At 67.6% G+C, this 15,893-nt stretch carries 17 protein-coding genes and 1 pseudogene; 8 read left to right on the forward strand and 10 right to left on the reverse strand.

What is annotated here, in order from left to right:
* Positions 1-74: 74 nt before the first annotated feature.
* Positions 75-608 carry an MFS transporter gene (locus tag AC3EO7_RS23795; protein WP_435592419.1) on the reverse strand — a complete coding sequence of 178 codons (534 nt, stop codon included), beginning with the start codon at positions 606-608 and terminating at the stop codon, positions 75-77.
* 46 nt (positions 609-654) lie between these two features.
* Here AC3EO7_RS23795 and AC3EO7_RS23800 point away from each other — a divergent pair, with 46 nt between their 5' ends.
* A complete protein-coding gene (locus tag AC3EO7_RS23800) occupies positions 655-1,065 on the forward strand; it encodes an FCD domain-containing protein (protein ID WP_431970596.1) in 411 nt (136 codons plus the stop codon).
* Positions 1,066-1,214: 149 nt separating this feature from the next.
* On the opposite strand, the pseudogene AC3EO7_RS23805 reads toward AC3EO7_RS23800, so the two are convergent.
* Positions 1,215-1,556 (reverse strand): annotated as a pseudogene (locus AC3EO7_RS23805) (protein kinase domain-containing protein); the annotation flags it as partial.
* A gap of 222 nt (positions 1,557-1,778) precedes the next feature.
* Between AC3EO7_RS23805 and AC3EO7_RS23810 the strand changes: the two are divergent.
* Complete coding sequence (locus AC3EO7_RS23810) at positions 1,779-2,870, forward strand: 4Fe-4S binding protein (protein WP_431970634.1); 1,092 nt, start codon at positions 1,779-1,781, stop codon at positions 2,868-2,870.
* 71 nt (positions 2,871-2,941) lie between these two features.
* Here the strand turns inward: AC3EO7_RS23810 and AC3EO7_RS23815 are convergent, their stop codons facing one another.
* On the reverse strand, positions 2,942-3,601 hold the full coding sequence (locus tag AC3EO7_RS23815) for a class I SAM-dependent methyltransferase (RefSeq protein ID WP_435592420.1): 660 nt from the start codon (positions 3,599-3,601) through the stop codon (positions 2,942-2,944).
* A 131-nt stretch (positions 3,602-3,732) separates the two neighbouring features.
* On the opposite strand from AC3EO7_RS23815, the gene AC3EO7_RS23820 reads away from it, so the two are divergent.
* On the forward strand, positions 3,733-4,098 hold the full coding sequence (locus AC3EO7_RS23820; protein WP_431970594.1) for a helix-turn-helix domain-containing protein: 366 nt from the start codon (positions 3,733-3,735) through the stop codon (positions 4,096-4,098).
* A 9-nt stretch (positions 4,099-4,107) separates the two neighbouring features.
* On the opposite strand, the gene AC3EO7_RS23825 is transcribed toward AC3EO7_RS23820, so the two are convergent.
* A complete protein-coding gene (locus AC3EO7_RS23825; protein WP_431970593.1) occupies positions 4,108-4,701 on the reverse strand; it encodes a ClpP family protease in 594 nt (197 codons plus the stop codon).
* A complete protein-coding gene (locus AC3EO7_RS23830; RefSeq protein ID WP_431970592.1) occupies positions 4,698-5,303 on the reverse strand; it encodes a ClpP family protease in 606 nt (201 codons plus the stop codon). Before AC3EO7_RS23830 ends, AC3EO7_RS23825 begins: the two co-directional genes overlap by 4 nt.
* A gap of 340 nt (positions 5,304-5,643) precedes the next feature.
* On the opposite strand from AC3EO7_RS23830, the gene AC3EO7_RS23835 reads away from it, so the two are divergent.
* Entirely contained in the window at positions 5,644-6,960 is a 1,317-nt protein-coding gene (locus AC3EO7_RS23835) for a lipase family protein (protein WP_431970591.1), read from the forward strand.
* A 520-nt stretch (positions 6,961-7,480) separates the two neighbouring features.
* Positions 7,481-8,692 carry an alkane 1-monooxygenase gene (locus AC3EO7_RS23840; RefSeq protein ID WP_431970590.1) on the forward strand — a complete coding sequence of 404 codons (1,212 nt, stop codon included), beginning with the start codon at positions 7,481-7,483 and terminating at the stop codon, positions 8,690-8,692.
* Positions 8,693-10,006: 1,314 nt separating this feature from the next.
* On the opposite strand, the gene AC3EO7_RS23845 is transcribed toward AC3EO7_RS23840, so the two are convergent.
* The gene (locus AC3EO7_RS23845; protein ID WP_431970589.1) at positions 10,007-10,267 is read right to left on the reverse strand and encodes a hypothetical protein; all 261 of its coding nucleotides are present in this window, start codon (positions 10,265-10,267) and stop codon (positions 10,007-10,009) included.
* Positions 10,268-10,413: 146 nt separating this feature from the next.
* Here AC3EO7_RS23845 and AC3EO7_RS23850 point away from each other — a divergent pair, with 146 nt between their 5' ends.
* Positions 10,414-10,980, forward strand: coding sequence for a DUF6968 family protein (locus AC3EO7_RS23850; protein WP_431970588.1), 567 nt, complete (start codon positions 10,414-10,416; stop codon positions 10,978-10,980).
* Between the two features lie 121 nt (positions 10,981-11,101).
* Here AC3EO7_RS23850 and AC3EO7_RS23855 read toward each other — a convergent pair whose 3' ends face one another.
* The gene (locus AC3EO7_RS23855; RefSeq protein WP_431970587.1) at positions 11,102-11,593 is read right to left on the reverse strand and encodes a MarR family winged helix-turn-helix transcriptional regulator; all 492 of its coding nucleotides are present in this window, start codon (positions 11,591-11,593) and stop codon (positions 11,102-11,104) included.
* 323 nt (positions 11,594-11,916) lie between these two features.
* Here AC3EO7_RS23855 and AC3EO7_RS23860 point away from each other — a divergent pair, with 323 nt between their 5' ends.
* Positions 11,917-13,020 carry a catalase family peroxidase gene (locus AC3EO7_RS23860; protein ID WP_435592421.1) on the forward strand — a complete coding sequence of 368 codons (1,104 nt, stop codon included), beginning with the start codon at positions 11,917-11,919 and terminating at the stop codon, positions 13,018-13,020.
* Positions 13,021-13,025: 5 nt separating this feature from the next.
* Entirely contained in the window at positions 13,026-13,580 is a 555-nt protein-coding gene (locus AC3EO7_RS23865; RefSeq protein WP_435592429.1) for a cytochrome b, read from the forward strand.
* A gap of 58 nt (positions 13,581-13,638) precedes the next feature.
* Here the strand turns inward: AC3EO7_RS23865 and AC3EO7_RS23870 are convergent, their stop codons facing one another.
* The 3 genes from AC3EO7_RS23870 to AC3EO7_RS23880 form a co-directional block, all read right to left on the reverse strand.
* Positions 13,639-14,268 carry an antibiotic biosynthesis monooxygenase family protein gene (locus AC3EO7_RS23870; protein WP_435592422.1) on the reverse strand — a complete coding sequence of 210 codons (630 nt, stop codon included), beginning with the start codon at positions 14,266-14,268 and terminating at the stop codon, positions 13,639-13,641.
* A gap of 119 nt (positions 14,269-14,387) precedes the next feature.
* Positions 14,388-15,365: a glycine betaine ABC transporter substrate-binding protein gene (locus tag AC3EO7_RS23875; protein ID WP_431970584.1), complete on the reverse strand. Its 978-nt coding sequence runs from the start codon at positions 15,363-15,365 to the stop codon at positions 14,388-14,390.
* The coding region (locus AC3EO7_RS23880) for an ABC transporter permease (RefSeq protein ID WP_435592423.1) at positions 15,362-15,893 on the reverse strand (532 nt) is incomplete at its 5' end. The genes AC3EO7_RS23875 and AC3EO7_RS23880, both read right to left, overlap by 4 nt.

Raw genomic sequence — 15,893 nt, forward strand, 5'->3', positions numbered from 1 at the left:
GACTCCGGGACGAAGATCCGCACCAGCGCCGTGGCGAGCAGGCCGACCGCCGCCGCGCACCAGAACAGCAGATGTCAGTCGAACCGATCCGCCACGAACGCCGACACCGGCAGCGCGACCGAGGCGCCCGCACCGAGGGTCGCGCTGATCAGGGCGATGGCGGTGGGTACCCGGGCCGGGCGCAGTTCGTCGCGCAGAATGCTCATGCCGAGCGGAACCGCGCTGAGCGCCGTGCCTTGCAGCACGCGCCCCGCGAGCACCGTCCACAGATTGCTCGACAGCGCGCACCCCGCGCATCCGACGGTGAGAATCATCAAGCAGGCGAGCAGCACTCGGCGTTTGCCGTACATGTCACCGAGTCGTCCGCTGATCGGCGTCACCACGGCAGCGGTCAGCAGCGTCGCGGTGATCACCCACGAGGCGCTGTCGGCGCCGACGCCGAGCATGTCGGGCAGGTGGGCCGCGAGCGGAAGCACGATCGTCTGCATCAAGGCGGCCAGGATTCCCGCGAACGCGAGAACGGTGACCATGACGCGGCTGCGGTACGCGCGCGCCGCGGGACGGTCCAGCCAGGGCACGTGCGCGATTCGCGTCTCGGTCTGCGTCACCCTGGCCTCCATCTTTCGCTGCTCGGCCGTGCGGCGGGGGCGAAACGTGGCCAGCCGCTCCGCCAAGTCGATCTCGATCGCGCAGCTCGATCATCTGGCCGCCGTGGTCGCTACGCACGAGCAAGCCGTCGCGGAGGGCGCGGGCGCCGAGCGTGTCGTCGCGCTGGGACACGAGTTCCACCGGACGGTGAACCTCGCGGCCGACTCGCATCGTCTCGCGATACTGCTCGGCGCCGTCGTCAAGCAACTGCCCGACCGGTTCTACAACGAGATCGAGGGCCGCGGCGAGCAGGCGCTGCGCGATCACCCCGCGATTCTCGAGGCCCTGCGGAAGCGCCGCCCCAAGGTGGCGAGCACGGTGATGCGCGATCACATCATGTCGGGCGCCGACGAACTGGTCGCGATGCTGGAGAAGCAGGGCTTGTGGTCCGAGGAGGAGCGCAAGTCCACCGCGTGAGATCGCCCTGTGCAGGCGGATGTTCGCGGCGATCAGCCCGTCGCGGCCTTCCAGCACATAGGCATTGGTCGATCGGAGGCCGAAGAGGGGCAGCGGAAGCGGCACGCGGTAGATCGATCAAGGTGTGATCCACCGCGTACAGCCTAGTGCCTGATCCGCTGTTCCAGCGAGCCGCGGGGGTGATACGGCATGACGAGATAGGGGTGTCCGGAGCCGGTGGTGCCGACCTGGAAGACGTCGACGATGTGCGGGTGGCCGGACAACCGGCCCATGGCCTGCTGCTCACGAATGAACCGTTGCATGCCTTCCACATCGAGATCCGAGGTCAGCACCTTCACGGCAACGGTGCGGTCCAGGTCGGGTTGCATGCACCGATAGACGACGCCGAAGCCCCCACGCCCGATCTCCTCCGCTTGCTCGAACCCTTCGGCGTTCAGGTCCACGTCGATGCCGGAGGACGGACTGCGCTGTGTCGGCAGTATGTCGGCCATTGTCGGCCTCGATTCTGGGCGAGCTCTCGGGGTGACCCTGCGGTCGAATCGTGCCCCACGAGGATAACCCCGATCGACGGCTCGGCAACGGTTCCGCAACTCACCGTGACCGCCGTGAGCAGGGGAGCGGCGCCGCGGGCCGATGAATTTCGACGCTCAGCGGGGTCTATCTTCTCGAGGCCGTCTCGGCCGCACGATGGGTAGGAGGGCCCGATGTCGACAATGGACCAGGAATCAACGGGGCGACTGGCCGATCACCCGACCGTCAAGCGGGTCGCCGAGCGTGCACGCACGACGCCCGACCCGGTGCTGAACACCGCTCGGCTGCGCGAGATCTGCCTGGCCGCCGGCGCCGACGACGTGGGCTTCGTCCCCGTCGACGACCCCAGGGTCGCCGAGGAATTCGACCACGCGCGCGGAATCCTGCCCGCGGCAAGGACATTCGTATCGTTCTGCGTGCGGATGAACCGCGACAATCTGCGCAGTCCGCAGCGCAGCCTGGCGAACACCGAATTCAACCACGCCGACGACGAGACCAACGAGGTCTCGCGTCGCATCACCAGGGCGCTCCAGGACGCGGGCTACCGCGCCGTCTACCCCGCGCCGGGATATCCGATGGAGGTCGACCGGTTTCCCGGCCGCATCTGGGTCATCGCGCACAAGGTGGTCGCGCAGGCCGCGGGGTTGGGCGTGATGGGCATCCACCGCAACGTGATTCACCCGAAGTTCGGCAACTTCATCCTGCTCGGCACGGTGGTCACCGACGCGGTGGTCGACGAGCCCAGCGTCACACTGGAGTTCAATCCGTGCCTCGAGTGCAAGCTGTGCGTGTCCGCGTGCCCGGTCGGCGCCATCACCACCGACGGAGGCTTCGACTTCCAGGCCTGCTACACGCACAACTATCGAGAGTTCATGGGCGGCTTCACCGATTGGGCCGAGACCGTCGCGGACAGCGCCGACCGCGACGAGTACCGCGCGCGAGTGACCACGGGCGAGTCCTTCTCGATGTGGCAGAGCCTGTCGTTCAAGCCCAACTACAAGGCCGGCTACTGCATGGCCGTCTGTCCCGCGGGCGAGGATGTGATCGGCGGGTTCCTCGACGACCGGAAGGGGCATCTCGAGGAGGTCGTGCGTCCGTTGCAGACCAAATCGGAACCCGTCTACGTGCTGCCGGGGTCCGCCGCGGAGGAGCACGTCACGCGCCGGTTCCCGAACAAGATCCCGAAGCCGGTCACCAACGGCTTCCCGGACGAGGTCAACACGCTGCTCGATCAGATCGGCCCGCGCCCGCGTCCGCGGCCCGCGTCGGACTGATCGCGGTACGTCCGCGACCCGGGTCGGCGAATCCGTCCGCGCGGGCAGTACGACCCGCGCGGACGCGACGCTCAGACGCGCCGGATGCGCGCCAGCCAGGCGGCCACGTCGACCAGACCCTCGGCGGGCAGGTCGAGACGCGCCACCTCCTCGGCCACCACTTCGGTGATCCGGCCGCGATAGGTGGCGGGGACGAGATCCTCGAGCTCCCAGCCCTCACCCGCGAACGACTCACGGATGAGCGAATCGCTGATGCGCGGGCCGAAACCCGGCTCGGTGTCGGAGAGCGCGAGGACGTGCACGAGACCGTCCGGTTTGCATATCCGGTGCAGTCCGCGGACATAGGCGGCTCGCGCCTCCGGTTCGGTGCCGAAGACGTGGAAAAGAGCACTGTCGACGACGGTGTCGAAGACGCCGAGCCGGTCGTCGTCCGCGTCGGCGAGCGTGAGCATGTCGACCACTTCGAACCGGGCGCCGGAAACGCCCTTGTCCGCGGCGTTGTGCCGGGCGTAGGCGACCGCGCTCGGCGACAGGTCGACGCCGAGCACGTCGTAGCCCAGTTTCGTCAACGCGATCGTGTGCTCGCCCGCGCCGGTGCCGGGATCGAGCACCCTGCCGCGAATCCAACCGTCCCGTTCCAGCGCGACGATCGCAGGTTGCGGTTCGCCGATCACCCACGGGGCGGTGTCGTTGTCGTAGACGGTGTTCCAGAATTCCGGAGCCTGAGTCATGCTCCCAGCCTTCATCCTCAACCAGGGTTCAGGTCAAGCGCCACGGCCCGGTGGCGGCGGCACCGCCGAGCACGTACGCCCACAGCGTAATGACTAGCCGCGCACCGCGGGGCGAAACGTACGCTTCGTCCATGACCGAGCATCCGAGACTGCACTCGATCCCCGGTGGACGCGACGACCGACCCCGGCGCAAGGAGCCCACCGCTCCAGAACCGCTGTGGCGCGAGGCGCTCGGCGAACGATTGCGCGCGCTGCGGCAGGAACAGCGCGAGACGCTGGTGGAGACGGCCGGACGCGCGGGTATCTCGCCGCAGTACCTGTCGGAGGTGGAGCGCGGTCGCAAGGAGCCGTCGAGCGAGATGATCGCGGCGTTGGCGGGTGCGCTCGGCACCACCCTCGTCGGGTTGACCGAGCAGGTCGCCGAGGAACTGCGCGCGCGGCGCACCCCGATGCGGCACTCCCAGGCCGCACCGACCCTGCTGCTCCGCGCGGCCTGAGCCCGTCGCTCAGCTTCGCGGTTGCAGCACGGTATCGACGAGTCCGTAGTCGATCGCGGCCTGCGCGGTGAAGACCCGGTCCCGATCGGTGTCGTGACGCAGCCGCTCCACCGTCTGCCCGGTGTGCCGGGACAGGATCGCCTCGATCTCGGCACGCATCCGGACCAGCTCGTCGGCCTGCAGGATCAGATCCGGAATCGCGCCCTGCCCGCGGGCGGCGGGCTGGTGCAGCACCACTCTCGCGTGCGGGAGCATCGCGCGTCGACCCGGCGCGCCGCCCGCGAGCAGCACCGCGCCCACGGCGATGGCCTGGCCGACACAGGTGGTGTGCACGGGCGCGCCGATGTGCTGGATGGTGTCGTAGATCGCGAGCATGGAGGTCAGGTCGCCGCCCTCGCAGTTGATGTAGAACTGGATCTCTTGCTCGGGACTCTCCGATTCCAGGTGCAGCAGCTGCGCGATGAGCGCGTTGGCGACGCCGGAGTCGATCGGCGTGCCTAGGTAGACGATGCGCTCGGCGAGCAGGTGTGAGTAGATGTCGGTGATGCGCTCGCCGCCGCGCGGATGCTGGGCGATGACGTTGGGGATGGTGTAGGTGGTCATGCCGAGATCCCGATTCGCTGGCGTTGGGGGACAACCTGTCCGAAGTTGTCGACGATGTGGTCGATGAATCCGTACTCCTTGGCCTGTGCCGCGGTGAACCAGCGGTCGTGCAGGGAGTCCTCGTAGATCCGGTCGTAGGGCTGGCCGGTGTCGGCGGCGATCAGGCCGAGCACCGTTTCCACGGTGTGGCGCAGGTCGTCGGCCTGGACCTCCACGTCGACGGCCGTGCCGCCGATCCCCGCCGAGCCCTGGTGCATCAGGATCCTGGCGTGCGGCAGGGCGTAGCGCTTGCCGGGGCTGCCCGAGGACAGCAGGAATTGCCCTGCGCTGCACGCCAAACCGAGCGCCAAGGTGGAGACCTCGCACGGCACGAGCCGCATCACGTCGCGGATCGCGAGCATCGCGGGGACCGAGCCGCCCGGCGAGTGGATCCACAGCGAGATGCCCGCGTCGTCGTTCTCGGCGGCGAGGGTCAGCAACTGCGTAGCAAGCAGGGTGCCGTTGTCGTCGTCGAGCGGTCCGTCGAGCACCAGGATGCGGCGGCCGAGCAGTTGCTCTCTGGCGCGCCAGCTGAACAGGGGGGTCTTGTCGTCGTGAGCCATGCCTTCACCGTGCCTCAGCGCGGCGGTGAAACCGGGCCGTCGCTGCCCTCGGCAGATCTGCTCACAGCAGCGCCCGACGTGCGGATCGGGCGCTCCGGTGATCGGCGGGACAGGCCGCACGTTTATTGCCGCGAAGCATGGGAATTCGGGCGGGCGATGAAACAGGCGGTCTGGCTGGACTTGTCGAAACCGTGACGTGGATATCGGCGTTTCGAACTGCCTTTCGACAGTTACATGGAAATAGGATGCGCATTGTTCCTGTCTGACGACCGCGATACCGATAATCTCGGTATCCGATTCTAGATGTCGAGGCTCTTCCCCATCGAAGGAAGGACAGATCGTGAGGAGTCGACTACTCAGCTGGGCCGCAGTTTTGACGGGAACCCTCACCGTGGTTGGCGGCGGGGCGATTTCCGCACCGCAGGCGTGGACGGATCCGGTGGCGGAAGCCGTCGCCGATTTCTACATTCCGCCCGCTCCGCTGCCGGGTGGCGCCCCGGGCAACATCCTTCGCGCCGAACCGACACAAGTGGCTCTGTCTGCCCCGGGGCAGCCCGGAGTCATCCCGGCGCGCGCGACGCGCCTGATGTACCTGAGCAGCGACGCGCAGGACGGGATGACCGCGGTGGTGGGAACGTACCTGGATCCCATCGTGCCGTGGACCGGTCCCGGTGAGCGGCCGCTGGTCGCGTACGCGGGCGGCACGAAGGGGCAGGGCGATCAGTGCGCGCCCTCGAAGCTGCTCTCGCAGGTCGTCCAGTTCGAGCCGCCTGCCGATGTGATCTTCGAATACGACCTGGTCGCGATCTTCACGCTGCTGGCCCGCGGCATGCCGGTGATGGTGACCGACTATCACGGCCTCGGCACGCCCGCGATGCACGACTACCTCAACCGCAAGGCGCAAGCCCACGCGGTGTTGGACTCCGCGCGCGCCGCGCAGCAGTTGCCCGGCAACGGGCTCGGGCCGAACGCCCCTGTCATCCTCTACGGATACTCGCAGGGCGGCATGGCCTCCGGCGGTGCGGCCGAACTCCATTCGAGCTACGCCCCCGACGTGAACGTGCGCGGCGCCTACGTCGGCGGACCGGTGGTCGACGACCAGTACTTCATCGGGTACAACGACGGGCGCGCCGACATCGCTCCCACCTACGCCTGGATTCTCAACGGCATGGCGGCGAACTACCCGAGTGTCGGCCCGGTGCTCGACGCCGAGCTCAACGACACCGGCAAGGCGATCCTGAACGAAGCGGCGGGCAAGTGCGCCGTACCGATGGGGCTGGCGCAGCAGAACCAGCACACGTCCCAGTGGACCGCGAGCGGGCTGCCGCTCACCGCCGTGATCGATCAGTCCCCGACGCTGAAAGCGGTGTTCGACGAGCAGCGCGTCGGTGGGCTCACCCCGGATATGCCCGTGCTGATCTCCTCGGCGCCGAACGACGAGGGCGCGCCGTTCGCGCCGATTCACGGCGTGGCGGCGAGCTGGTGCAGTCGTGGCGTGCCGGTTCAGCTGGACGCGAATGCTCAGATTCCCAGCATGTCCGGACTCGTCGGCACCCACGTGATGGCGTTCTTCCCGGCGCTGGCCGCTTCGCAGCAGTGGCTGACGGATCGGCTTGCCGGTGTTCCCGCTCCGACCAACTGCGGTGGGCTGCCGTGATCGCGGATCCGCGGCGCGGTTGTTCGTCTCTGTGATGTGGTGATTGTCTGATGCACGATGCCCGGCGGCGGGTAGGCCTCTGAGCCGACCCGCGCCGATGGCCGAGCCCGGTCGCGAAGTTCGGGTCACCTGGTGGTACGAAACGGGACCTCGCGCCTTCGGAGCCGGCGAAGTCCCAGCACTCCCGCGCATTCATTCTGGCCGGTGACGGCGAACCCGGCATTGCGCGTGCGGATTCGGGGGCATCCCGCTCGGTGGCGTCGACGGCCACTGCCGAGTGTCACTACTCGACGGTGTAAAGCACCGAGAATCCATCCGCCGCACCCAACTCCCCGAATCATCGGGCCGACCGCTCCGGGTCGGCGAGCATGGCGGCGAAGCGGCCCGGTCAGGGGACGATTTTTCCGGAACTCTGGATTGCTGCGAGGAAACCGCTATTCTGGAACGACAACTCAGTGCACCGTTTTCGGCGGCCACACTTCTGAATTGGGTGTTGTTCTGTTGAATCAGCGGGACGGCTATGACGGTCTTCAAAAACACGCAAGCGCGTGACCCCAAGCGGTATCTCTGGATTTTCGGTCTGATAGCACCGGGTTGCGCACTCCTTCCCTCACAACTGGTGGCCCACACCGGCCTGGAACTGTTTTGGTGGATCGGTCCGATCATCGTGTTCGTGGCCATCCCACTGCTCGACTGGGCGGTGGGTGACGACGGAAGCAATCCACGCGACGAGGACTACGAGGCATTGTCCAACGATCGCTATTATCGTTGGTGCACTTACCTTTTCCTGCCGATGCAGTTCATCGGTCTGCTGATCGCAGGCTATCTGTGGTCCAGAACGGAACTGAGCCTCGCGGACAAGCTCGGGCTCGCCGTGACGCTCGGCGTCGTGTCCGGTATCGGTATCAACGCCGCGCACGAGCTGGGCCATCGCGTCGAGCGCATGGAGCGGTGGTTCGCGAAAATCGCTCTGGCGCAGTCGGGTTACGGACACTTCTTCGTCGAGCACAACCGCGGCCACCACGTGCGGGTCGCCACGCCGGAAGACCCGGCCAGCGCGAGGTTCGGCGAGTCGCTGTGGGAGTTCCTGCCGCGCAGCATGTTCGGCGGGTTCCGCTCGGCGATCGCCCTGGAACGAGAACGCCTGTCCCGCAGGGGAAAGGGCTTCTTCAGCCCGGAAAACCACCTGCTGCAGGCGTGGTCGATGAGCATCGCGCTGTTCGGCACGATGATCCTCGTCTTCGGGCCGATGGTGATCCCGTTCCTGGCGCTGCAAGCGTTGATCGGCGCCGGACTGCTGGAGACGGTGAACTACGTCGAGCACTACGGCCTGCTGCGCGCGCGCCGCCCCAACGGCAACTACGTGCGGTGCACGCCGCGTGACAGCTGGAACAGCGACCGTCTGGTTACCAATATCTTCCTGTTCCATCTCCAGCGGCACAGCGACCATCACGCGAACCCCGGCCGCCGCTACCAGACCTTGCGCAGCTCGATGCAGGCGCCGCAGCTGCCCGCGGGCTACGCCTCCATGGTCGTGCTGGCCGCGGTGCCGCCGCTGTGGCGCGCGGTCATGGACCACCGAGTGCTCGACCATTACGGCGGCAACCTCATGCTCGTCAACCGGAAGCCCCGCTTCAAGCGCAATCCCTTCTCGAATGCCGGGTCTACGCCACCTGTCGATCGAACACCGGTGCGGACGCCGGAGGGAGCCGGTGAGGCGGGATCACATTGACCACCGCCTTGCCGTGCGACCGGCGCGACAACAACGCCCGCGCCCCCTCGCCGACCTGGTCCCAATCCCGCACCAGGCGATGCCCGGATCGAGGCTCCGGCCGCAACCCGGTCGGCGAGCCAGATCGATCCGGGCCGAGGTCGGTGCACGACAGCAGGAAGGCGTCGCGATCGTTCGGCCGTGGCGACCCTGAACACCGAAGCACGCACTGGACAGGGATGTCTCGTCCTGCCCGGCTGCGTGGCCGATGGCGTTCCGCCCTCGGCCAGAACGCGGTAGGCCGCCCCTGCCGAGCGGGTCGCCGGTGATGGCGATGACGTGCGCGCCGCCCAAGCGCGAGCTGAATCGCATAGCGGCCGACGCAACCGGTCGCCCCGGGGGGGGGGTCTTCGAGCGCACCTTCTTCCACCCTTTCATCGGAACGAAAGACGTCGCGATGGCGCCAGTGCACAACGTGGCGGTGCTTCTTGCCGATCGCTGAGAGGGCAGGCTCGGAAGGCCTCGTCCGCCCCAGTGCCCGCCGTCCCGCTCCGTGCCAGGCAGGTCGCCGGTAGTGGCGCGATGACGTGCGCGCCGCCCATGCGCTCGAGCTGGATCGCATAGCGGCCGACGCCGGGTCGCACCGGTACGCGACGACCCAATATCGCGCCGATCCGGTGTCGTGCCCGTAGGCGCTCCTGCGACCGGGAGCGTGCTCACCGCGCGGGGTCAGCACCGGTCTGGACGACCGCGAGCAGTCCGGTGTCGACTGCCGCAACTTCGCCTGCGCCTCGGCATCGGACCCTGCGTGACCACAGAAGTGCCCACCGCAGGACCGCAGCCATCGGCAGCCGCTCACTCGACGATCCTGGCCGTGTCCAATCCCAGCGCCGCCCCCCGGGAGCGTTCGCGATTCAGGGACCGGCGAACCGAATCCACTTGCGGCCGAAGGAGTTCGGTGGGAAGTCTGTTGTCTGCCAACACATTAGGTCTGGCCGCGGCCAGGAGGTGGGGCTACGCGACCGCCCACAGCCGGGAGCGAGTCACCCGCCAGATAAACGTAGCTCGGCTTCGAGTCCAATCAGCCTGCTGTGGCAGTGTTCTCGCGGCCTAGCCAGGTTGGGCTCGTCGGCTTGGACCGGCGCTGAGGCCGCATTTCGTGCGAGCCAGTCGAAGCAGGACCTGCCGATCGGCACCGAGCTGAGCGGGCCGAGGCAGGAATCGGCGGGAGAGAAATGGTCGTTCCGGACTACTGGGGACCACCATTCGACTACCGTCGAATCCATTTTCCTATCGACCGTAGTCGAATGGTGGTCCGGGGGTCGGGGGTGAAAATCAGAGAAGGCGAGGGGAATTAGTGGGCCGGCGTGGGGTGCGGCCGATGGAGGGCACCAGCACGATCATGCCGAAGCACACCGCCGCGAAGGAGCCGAGGGCCGCGGATAGCGACCCGGTCAGGATCGCTACTCCGCAGCCCAGAGCCATCGCGATGAGGCCGCCGAGCATGGCGGTACCGCGCTCGATGCCGACGATCTGTTCAGGTCGATCGTTCATCGGAGTCATGCCGATGGTGTTACCCGTCGCGTGCGTGATCAAAACGTGACTGGCGCATCCTCGTTCGGCATCGAAGTGTCGGGTCGCCGTTAGGCGCACTGGTGGCCGGGTATCGCGTGGACACGTCGCTACAGCGCGGAAAGGTGAGACCGGTCCGGCGGATCGGCCGGAAGGCGGGAGGTGTACCGGTGATCGATCGCCTGGGTGAGGTGATTGCGAAACGGATGGTCGCGGACGGGAATCGGTCGGTCCTCATCGAAGTCGGCAGACCGCGGCCCGCGGCGGGCGCGGGTGGTGACGTGTGCGGTTTCCGCATCGAGGGATGGGGCGAGTCCAGGGCGACCGGGGTGGATGCGTTGGCGGCGTTGTATCGCGCCTTGGTGGAGATCGGTACGCAGCTGACTCGGGCGAACGAGGCGGGCGCGCAGTTCACCGTCGCAGGCCCCGCCGAGCTCGGTTTCCCGGCGCCGCCGACCCGCGAGGACATCTCCCACGACCCCGGAATGGAGTACGCGCTGGGCGATCTGCTCGCTATCCGCACGGTGACCGCCGCCAACGGCCCGCACACCGTCACGATCGGCCGCCCCGTCTGCTCGTCCGACAGCCAGTTCTACGTGTGCCCCTTTCGTATCGACGGCAGCCGCCACGCCGTCGCCTCCGGCCTCGACGAAATCCAGGCGTTGCTCACCGCGATCCGCATGATCGGCGCCTGGCTCGAGTTACCTGGCGACTGGCCGGTCAGCCGATTGTCGTAGAGCGTCCTTTTGCAGTGCTTCGAGCACCGTGTCCGAGTCGAAGGGCGCATGGCCGGGAAACGACGACGGCGCAATGGATTCGGGGAACACCGGCCGGTCACGGCGACGTCGGCGGGATACGTCATGACGAAGGACCCGGCGGCGGTGTGACCTCACCCTCCGCCGGATCGGCGTGCACTCCGGCGAGGTCGCGAAGCACCACGAGAGCGGCTTCATGCCCGTCGGGGTGCAGGGCGGAGAACAGAATCCGTTGCACTTCATCAGCTTTCGGGAGGAGCTGCGCGTACTCCCGGCGGCCGGTGCGCGTCAAGGCGATCCGCCGTTCGCGCTTGTCCGCGGGGTTGACGGAGCGTTCGACGAGCTTCTTCCTTTCGAGCGCGCTCGCGGACTGCGTCATCGTCGAGGCGTCCGTACGGATGCGGACGGAGATCTCGTGCTGGGTCAGCGGGCCCTCCACGTAGACGGCGTTGAGAATGGCGAACTGCGTTGGCGTGATCGAATCCCCGACGGTGGCGTGCCAGATGGCGTTGTGTCGTTGGTAGAGCAGGCGAATCAGATGGCCGGGTGTATTCGCGAAGACGTGAGGGACCGGCTTCGGGACGGGGGATTCCATCCACCGATTACATCACGGCAGGTGTCGGCGACAGGGCCCGATCCATCACCGTCACCGACCGATTCCCGCGACATCCATACGTGTACGTACTATCTTCCGCTATTGCCCCAGCATGCTAAAGACGCTGTTGCGCAACATATTTGAACGGAACATCGACACGAAAGAGGCGGTCGAGACCACCTTTGATGTTGTCGCCGCTGACCGCACTGATGTACGGTTCGGAACCATACGAATGTGGCGTAGTATCACCGGGAAATGCAATGAATTCGCCACCGTGGGGATTCGTCTGGAATTGTCGGATTTCAAATATTGGGGGTATGCGAATGGCCGAGCGAAATTCACACAAAAGCACGACCGGGCCGAATATCGGCCCTATTCCGCTGAATCGCCGCACACTGCTCGGCGGCGCCGCCGTCGCCGCGCTCGGAGCCGCGGGAATCGGTGGGTTCTTGTTCGCCGAGGACCGAATCGGACCGTGGCGACTGACCGCGCGCGACATCGTCGACCGGCTCCAGGACACCGCGGGCGGCTCGTTCCCCGGCTGGCGCCGCAACCACGCCAAAGGAGTGGCCGTGGCCGGATACTTCGACAGCAACGGCAACGGTGCCGAACTGTCGAAGGCGTCGGCGTTCCGATCCGGACGCTACCGGCTGGCCGGACGCTTCTCCCTCGCCGGGGGCAACCCGCACGTGCCCGATACGCCGACCGCGCCCCGCGGACTCGGGCTGCAGCTTTTCCTGCCGGATGGAGAGCAGTGGCGGATGGCGATGCTCAACATCCCCGTCTTCCTGGACGCCACCGCGCAGGACTTCTACGACCGCACCCTGGCCTTCGCTGAGGACCCGGCCACCGGCAAACCCGATCCCGCGGTGATGAAGGACTACATCGCGTCGCACCCGAAGACCGCCGCGGCGCTGGCCGTCATCGGGCAGGGCGCTCCCGCGCCGACCTTCGCGACCTCGACCTTCTTCTCGCTCAACGCGTTCCGATTCACCGACGGTGACGGTCGCACCGTGCCGGTGCGCTGGCGCCTCGAGCCGGAAAACCCGCCGCCCGCGACCGGACCGGCGAACGGCGACAACGCCCTCTTCGACGGCCTCGTCACCGACCTGCGGGCGACGCCGCTGCGGTGGCGGCTCATGGTCGTCGTCGGCGAGGCCGGCGTCGATCCCACCGACGACGCCACCAGGATGTGGCCGAACGATCGCCGCACCGTGCACGTCGGCACGGTCGTGCTGGACCGAATCGAGACCGAATCGGCGGACAACGTGCGCGACGTGAACTTCGATCCGCTGGTGCTGCCCAACGGAATCGAAGCCTCCGACGATCCGCTGCTGCAAGCCCGCTCGGCCGTCTACGGCGAGTCCTTCCGCCGCCGCGCCGGCGAAACGAAGCCCGTGGGCGCTGTCGTGGTGAAGGAGGCGTGACGACCATGTCCATCGGCGAACTCGACACCGGCGCAACTCGATTCGGCCTCCCAGGGCGGATCCTGCACTGGACGATGGCCGTCCTGATCATCACGGTGATCGGTATCGGCGCGGCCATGGTGGGCTACCTCGGACACTACGGCACCCTGTTGACCTGGCACAAAACCCTCGGGGTCGCGATACTGGCGCTCGCCGTCGTGCGCATCGCCTACCGGATCCGGCACCGGCCGCCGCCGCAGATCGAAACGATGGCCCGCCCCGAGCGGCTCGTTGCCGCCGGATCCGAAATCCTCATGTACGCGCTGTTTCTCCTCCAGCCGATCGTCGGTTGGGCTGTGGTATCGGCGTCCGGCATCCCGATCCACATCCTCGGCGGCTTCCGGATTCCCGCGATCGCACCCACCGATCCGGAGCTGTACGCGGCGCTGCGCACCGTGCACGGCCTGCTCGCCTACGCCCTGCTGCTCGCCCTCACCGCACACGTCTGCGCGGTGATCTTCCACGCGGCGGTCCTCCGCGACAACCTGCTCCACCGCATGACTTTCCCGCTACGCCGCTAGCGGTCCTCCCGCACCTCCGGCCGGACCCGTACGGCTCCTGGGCGTCTCCGACCCGCGCTCAGAACTCGGCGACCACCTGAAACAGCGCGGGGTTGGCGGCGGCGAAGTCGGGGGAGGCGGACAGGCGCTGCTGGAACCGGGGGTCGTCGCCCGCTGCGCGCCAGGCCTCGGCGCTGTCCCAGTGCGCGATGTTGACCAGTTGGAAGCGAGTGTCCGGGTTCACCGCGCGGTGCAGCCGGTTGTCCCGGAAGCCGGGCGCCTGGCTCATCAGCTCCGCGCGGCCGAGCCAGTGCGGCAGGAATTCGTCGATCCGTTCGGCGGGCAGCTCGAAGGCATTGACGAAGGTGATTCCGAGCCCTTCGCCCGAACCGTCCCTCGCCGTGCGGAATTCGGACGCCACCTGATACCAGCCGCCGTGCACGATGGCGTAGTCGAGCGCGGTGGCCGCCGAGGCGGTGAAGCCGGGATTCGCCAGCGCTTCGTCGCGGGCTTCGATGCTGTCCCAGTGCGCCACATTGACCAGGCCGAGCCGGGACTCCGGGGCCAGTCTGCGGTGCATCCGCGCATCCCGGAAACCGGGAGCGGTGTGGATCAGCCCGACGCGCTCCCGCCAGCGCGCGACCGACTCGTCGATCCGGTCCTCGGGCAGTTCCCACGCGTCGATCAAAGTGATTCCGTCATCGGTCACCGCACCATCGTGAAACCTCAACCACACTACAGGTCAAGGTCATTCACGCTACCTAGTGCACGGTCCTCGCGCTTCGCAGCCGCCACACCCGGTGCGAGGCGTGCGCGAACCCGTCGCGGTCATTCGGCGGTGACGAAACCCTGGGCGACCATCCAGTCGCGGGCGACTTCGGCGGGCTCGCGGCCGTCCACGTCGACCTGGCGGTTCAGATCGGTGATCACCTCGTTGGTCAACAGCGCCGAGATCGGAGCCATGATCTCGGCGATCCGCGGGTGCGCTTCGTGGAAGTCGGCGCGCAGCACGAGTGCCGCGTTGTACTTCGGGAAGAACGCTAGATCGTCTTGCAGCAGAACGAGATTCAGCGCCGGTATGCGTCCGTCGGTGGCGGCGACCGAGCCGAAGCGGCACTGGCCCGCGTCGGCGGTGGCCTGGTAGACGAGGGGGTCCTGCATGATCCGCTTGCGCACCGTGCCGACGTCGATGCCGTACTTGCGGGCCAGGCCCGGGTAGCCGTCCTGGCGGACGTTGAATTCGGTGCCGACGCAGGTGGCAGCGGCGGCCGGGTCGGTCGCGACGAGCCTGGCATAGTCCGACAGCGTCCGGACGCCGGTCTCCTCAGCGGTGCGGCTGCTGGTCACCAAGGCGTAGGTGTTGTTCATCGGCGCCATCGCCGTCCACACCATCCCGTGCGCGGCGCGGTCGGCGTCGCGCACCGCCTCGAATTGGCCGACCTCGCTCGGCACCGGGGTTTCGTTGCCGAGGTAGTTGATCCAGCCGGTGCCGGTGTAGTCGTAGGCGACGTCGATCTGGCCGTGCAGCTGCGCGTCGCGCAGGCTGTTGGAACCCTGGATGTTGGTCAGGTCGCGAACGTTCGCGCCCGCCGCGGTCATGGCGAACTCGATGAGGTAACCGAGGATGTTCTGTTCGGTGAAGTCCTTGGAGCCCACCGTGATCGTGACGCCGTCGAGTTCGGCCGACGGCTGGATGCTGCCCGGCCCCACGCGCAGCGGCACGGCGCCGCCCGACTCCAGACCGCAGCCGCCCAGCACCAGCAGCGCCGCCGCCACCAGCGCCCACAGCCGTCCGCCGCGCCTCATGCCAAACCCCTCGGTCCGAGGAAGCGTTCGGCCAGCGCGCCGAGCCAGTCGACGAGCAGCGCCAACGCCACGGCCAGCACGGCGCCGACCACCAGGGTGACGTTGTCGCGCAGCTTGTATCCGGTGTCGATGAGAATCCCCAACCCGCCCGCGCTCACCAGGAACGACAGCGTCACAGTGCCGACGGCCAGCACCAGCGAGGTCCGGAGTCCCGCGAGAATATAGGGCACCGCCAGCGGAAACTCGATGCGCCGCAACACCGTCGCCGCCGACATGCCCTGGCCGCGGCCCGCGTCCATCAACGTCCGATCCACCTGCTGATACCCGAGAATGGTGTTGCGCAGCACCGGAAGCAGTGTGTAGAAGGCGATCGGAGCGACGCCGATCCAGAAACCGGTGGTGCGGGTCGCCAGATAGCACAGCACGATGAGTCCGATGGCCGGCGCGGCCGCGCCGATGTTGGCGATGCCGACGAAAACCGGTGCGAGACGGCGATATCCGGGCCTGGTGAGCAGGGTGCCGAGCGGC

Source organism: Nocardia sp. bgisy118, assembly GCF_057708605.1.

Excerpts from the sequence above, each read along its gene's own strand:
- AC3EO7_RS23810 (WP_431970634.1), top strand. The coding sequence starts at position 1,779 with ATGGACCAGGAATCAACGGGGCGACTGGCCGATCACCCGACCGTCAAG.
- AC3EO7_RS23815 (WP_435592420.1), bottom strand. The coding sequence starts at position 3,601 with ATGACTCAGGCTCCGGAATTCTGGAACACCGTCTACGACAACGACACC.
- AC3EO7_RS23820 (WP_431970594.1), top strand. The coding sequence starts at position 3,733 with ATGACCGAGCATCCGAGACTGCACTCGATCCCCGGTGGACGCGACGAC.
- AC3EO7_RS23825 (WP_431970593.1), bottom strand. The coding sequence starts at position 4,701 with ATGACCACCTACACCATCCCCAACGTCATCGCCCAGCATCCGCGCGGC.
- AC3EO7_RS23830 (WP_431970592.1), bottom strand. The coding sequence starts at position 5,303 with ATGGCTCACGACGACAAGACCCCCCTGTTCAGCTGGCGCGCCAGAGAG.
- AC3EO7_RS23840 (WP_431970590.1), top strand. The coding sequence starts at position 7,481 with ATGACGGTCTTCAAAAACACGCAAGCGCGTGACCCCAAGCGGTATCTC.
- AC3EO7_RS23855 (WP_431970587.1), bottom strand. The coding sequence starts at position 11,593 with ATGGAATCCCCCGTCCCGAAGCCGGTCCCTCACGTCTTCGCGAATACA.
- AC3EO7_RS23860 (WP_435592421.1), top strand. The coding sequence starts at position 11,917 with ATGGCCGAGCGAAATTCACACAAAAGCACGACCGGGCCGAATATCGGC.
- AC3EO7_RS23865 (WP_435592429.1), top strand. The coding sequence starts at position 13,026 with ATGTCCATCGGCGAACTCGACACCGGCGCAACTCGATTCGGCCTCCCA.
- AC3EO7_RS23875 (WP_431970584.1), bottom strand. The coding sequence starts at position 15,365 with ATGAGGCGCGGCGGACGGCTGTGGGCGCTGGTGGCGGCGGCGCTGCTG.